Raw genomic sequence first — 4,391 nt, 5'->3', positions numbered from 1 at the left:
CTTGTTCGCACCTTCCTTAGACGAATCGCCGTCTATGAAAGAGTGTCAGGGATTTATTAAGGAACACTTAAGCTGGATGGCGCCATGTGAAAAAATTTAACATTGATGCGTAGCGAATTTTGGAGTGTCAAATGGACTCACAAACTGGGTGGTTCTACTGGGCTTTCTTGTCTGCAATTTTTGCTGCTCTGACTGCAATTTTTGCGAAGGTAGGGGTAGAAGGGGTTGATTCTGACCTTGCAACTTTGATCCGCACAGGAGTGATCATCGTTGTTTTATCAGCATTTATTGCTTACACAGGGAAGTGGGCCAATCCTTTTGGTCTAACACCAAAGACTTGGATTTTTCTTACTCTGTCAGGTTTAGCAACAGGCGCTTCTTGGGTCTGTTACTTTCGAGCACTCAAGATTGGTGAGGCTTTTAAGGTTGCCCCAGTAGACAAGCTCAGCCTTGTCCTGGTTGCTATTTTTGCTTTCACTTTCCTTGGTGAACGGCCATCGGTCAGAGAATGGCTGGGCATTGGCATGATCGCTGGCGGTGTCTTGCTATTGGCTTTCAAGCGATAGAAAGCTGAACGAAGCGCATCTTAAGACTTCCTTAATTTTAGCTGTGTATCATTTCGGATAAGACATTTGTGATTAAGATCACATTTTTATCAGTAAATGACAAAATGCCGATTAAGCTCACGTACAGCTTTGTTACCATTCATTTTCAACATACAGACAAGATGTATCGTTAGAAAGTGACTGTTGGGCAATTAATGGAGTAAGTATGCCTTCCCTTATAAAAATAAAAATTGTGCCGCTCATATTTTTTTTGGCACTGTATTTTGCATTTATGCTGAACTGGCGTGGAGTTCTCCATTTTTACGAAATCCTTTACAAATTAGAATATTTTAAGTTTGGTTTCGCCATTTCATTACCAATATTGCTTGTTGCAGCGCTTAACTTTGTATTTGTTCCATTTTCGATACGGTATTTAGTAAAGCCTTTTTTTGCACTTCTGATCGCACTTAGTGCAATCGTTAGTTACACAATGATGAAGTATAGAGTATTGTTTGATCAAAACATGATTCAGAATATTTTTGAAACCAATCAAAATGAGGCGTTAGCATATTTAAACTTACCAATTATAGGATGGGTTACTATTGCTGGTTTTATCCCTGCCATTTTACTTTTCTTTGTTGATATTGAATATGAGGAAAAATGGTTCAAAGGGATTCTAACTCGTGCCCTATCGATGTTTGCATCACTTATAGTGATTGCGGTTATTGCTGCACTATACTATCAAGATTATGTTTCAGTTGGGCGTAACAATTCAAACCTCCAGCGTGAAATTGTTCCAGCCAATTTCGTTAATAGTACCGTTAAATATGTTTACAATCGTTATCTTGCTGAACCAATCCCATTTACAACTTTAGGTGATGATGCAAAACGGGATACTAATCAAAGTAAGCCCACGTTGATGTTTCTGGTCGTTGGTGAAACCGCTCGCGGTAAAAATTTCTCGATGAATGGCTATGAGAAAGACACCAATCCATTTACCAGTAAATCTGGTGGCGTGATCTCCTTTAATGATGTTCGTTCGTGTGGGACTGCAACCGCTGTATCTGTCCCCTGCATGTTCTCCAATATGGGGAGAAAGGAGTTTGATGATAATCTCGCTCGTAATAGCGAGGGTTTGTTAGATGTGTTGCAGAAAACGGGGGTCTCCATTTTTTGGAAGGAGAACGATGGCGGCTGCAAAGGCGTCTGCGACCGAGTTCCTAACATCGAGATCAAACCGAAGGATTACCCAAAGTTCTGCGATAAAAACACATGCTATGACGAGGTTGTCCTTCAAGACCTCGACAGTGAAATTGCTCAAATGAAAGGGGATAAGCTGGTTGGCTTCCACCTGATAGGTAGCCATGGCCCAACCTACTACAAACGCTACCCTGATGCTCATCGTCAGTTCACTCCTGACTGTCCACGCAGTGATATTGAAAACTGCACAGATGAAGAGCTCACCAACACCTATGACAACACCATCCGCTACACGGATTTCGTGATTGCAGAGATGATTGCCAAGTTGAAAACCTACGAAGATAAGTACAACACCGCGTTGCTCTACGTCTCCGATCACGGTGAATCACTGGGAGCTATGGGGCTTTACCTGCACGGTACACCATACAAATTTGCACCGGATGATCAGACCCGCGTACCTATGCAGGTGTGGATGTCACCTGGTTTCATCAAAGAAAAAGGCATGAATATGGAATGTTTGCAGAAAAATGCCGCAGCCAATCGCTATTCTCATGACAACATATTTTCTTCTGTCCTGGGAATATGGGATGTGAAGACGGCTATCTACGAACAAGAATTAGATATCTTTAAGCAATGTCGGAATAATTGAGTTGCGAATCGTTGATATTTTAATGAAGTGGTTTTTATAGAAATAGACGTTTAACAGGTAATTATTATGTTTTCAGCTGTCAGAATAAAAGTTGTTCCATTTGTACTGCTATTGGCTTTGGTCTTCGCATTTTTGCTGAACTGGCCCGTTCTGCTCCATTTCTATGACATATTGTCTAACATCGAGCACTTTAAAATAGGGTTTGTAGTTTCAATCCCATTCCTACTTGTTGCCGCATTAAACTTCGTCTTCATGCCATTCTCGATCCGCTTTCTGATGAAGCCGTTCTTTGCATTCCTGTTTGTTACAGGTTCTATCGCCAGTTACACCATGATGAAATATCGTGTGTTGTTTGATGGTGATATGATCCAGAATATATTTGAAACAAACCAAAGTGAAGCTTTTGCATACGTTAACGCTCCAATAATAATCTGGGTTCTTTTGACCGGTTTGTTACCCGCAGCATTGATATTTTTTGTGAAAATTGAGTATGCATCTACCTGGTACAAAGGTATCGCCCAGCGATTGTTATCTATGTTTTTCTCTTTGGTAATAGTTGGGATAATTGCTGCCTTGTACTACCAAGATTACGCATCAATTGGTCGTAATAATCAGACTCTAAATCGTGAAATCGTTCCAGCTAACTTCATGTATAGCACCAGTAAGTACCTTTATAGACGCTATATGGCAGAGCCCATCCCTTTTGTTACTTTAGGTGATGATGCCACACGGGTTACGAAAAAGGACAAACCAACCTTGATGTTCCTGGTTGTTGGTGAGACTGCTCGTGGTAAGAACTTTTCAATGAATGGCTATGAGAAAGATACCAACCCATTCACAAGTAAGTCTGGTGGTGTGATCTCCTTTAACGATGTCCGCTCCTGCGGGACTGCAACCGCTGTATCCGTTCCCTGCATGTTCTCCAATATGGGTAGAAAGGAGTTTGATGATAATCGCGCTCGCAATAGCGAGGGCCTGCTAGATGTGTTGCAAAAAACGGGGATCTCCATCTTTTGGAAGGAGAACGATGGCGGCTGCAAAGGCGTCTGCGACCGAGTTCCTAACATCGAGATCAAACCGAAGGATCACCCTAAATTCTGCGATAAAAACACATGCTATGACGAGGTTGTCCTTCAAGACCTAGATAGTGAAATTGCTCAAATGAAAGGGGATAAGCTGGTTGGCTTCCACCTGATAGGTAGCCATGGCCCAACCTACTACAAACGCTACCCTGATGCTCATCGTCAGTTCACCCCTGACTGTCCACGCAGTGATATTGAAAACTGCACAGATGAAGAGCTCACCAACACCTATGACAACACCATCCGCTACACCGATTTCGTGATTGCAGAGATGATTGCCAAGTTGAAAACCTACGAAGATAAGTACAACACCGCATTGCTCTACGTCTCCGATCACGGTGAATCGCTGGGAGCTATGGGGCTTTACCTGCACGGTACACCGTACAAGTTTGCACCGGATGATCAGACCCGCGTACCTATGCAGGTGTGGATGTCACCTGGATTTACCAAAGAGAAAGGCGTTGATATGGCGTGTTTGCAGCAGAAAGCTGCTGATACTCGTTACTCACACGATAATATTTTCTCATCCGTATTGGGTATCTGGGACGTCAAAACATCAGTTTACGAAAAGGGGCTAGATATTTTCAGTCAATGTCGTACTGTTCAATAAATTACATTGTTGGGGGCTCAGGCCCCCAATTATCTGTTAAATAATAGGTTTGTTACTATTGTCCGTGTATTTCATGGTTGAAATTTTTTAACGGGCAAAGCAGAAAGAGGAAGCTAAAATGGCAAAGCCTGGTGCAACTGGAATTACCCGAATCATTCATGCCACCAATTATAGTATGAAGGGACTTTCTTCAGCTTGGAGACATGAAGCGGCTTTTCGTCAGGAACTGCTACTCATTGTGCTGTTGATGCCTCTAGCGTTTTTTGTCGGAGATAGTTTAAATCAAAGTAACTGTTCACCCAGAT

General features: G+C 42.3%; 4 protein-coding genes. All 4 read left to right on the top strand.

Annotated elements, in window-relative coordinates; genetic code table 11:
• Positions 1-131 precede the first annotated feature (131 nt).
• Positions 132-566: an EamA family transporter gene (locus BN1127_RS07900; RefSeq protein ID WP_033113892.1), complete on the top strand. Its 435-nt coding sequence runs from the start codon at positions 132-134 to the stop codon at positions 564-566.
• Between the two features lie 205 nt (positions 567-771).
• Positions 772-2,394 carry a phosphoethanolamine--lipid A transferase MCR-3.6 gene (locus BN1127_RS07895; protein ID WP_042649074.1) on the top strand — a complete coding sequence of 541 codons (1,623 nt, stop codon included), beginning with the start codon at positions 772-774 and terminating at the stop codon, positions 2,392-2,394.
• Between the two features lie 66 nt (positions 2,395-2,460).
• On the top strand, positions 2,461-4,086 hold the full coding sequence (locus tag BN1127_RS07890; protein WP_042649073.1) for an MCR-3-related phosphoethanolamine--lipid A transferase: 1,626 nt from the start codon (positions 2,461-2,463) through the stop codon (positions 4,084-4,086).
• A gap of 118 nt (positions 4,087-4,204) precedes the next feature.
• On the top strand, positions 4,205-4,391 hold a 187-nt coding region (locus BN1127_RS21270; protein ID WP_197069628.1), incomplete at its 3' end, for a diacylglycerol kinase.

The organism is Aeromonas media, from assembly GCF_000819985.1.
Taxonomy (GTDB): Bacteria; Pseudomonadota; Gammaproteobacteria; order Enterobacterales; family Aeromonadaceae; genus Aeromonas; species Aeromonas media.
The sequence above is the reverse complement of the archived record's forward strand: the minus strand, read 5'-3'. Positions and strand labels throughout refer to the sequence as shown.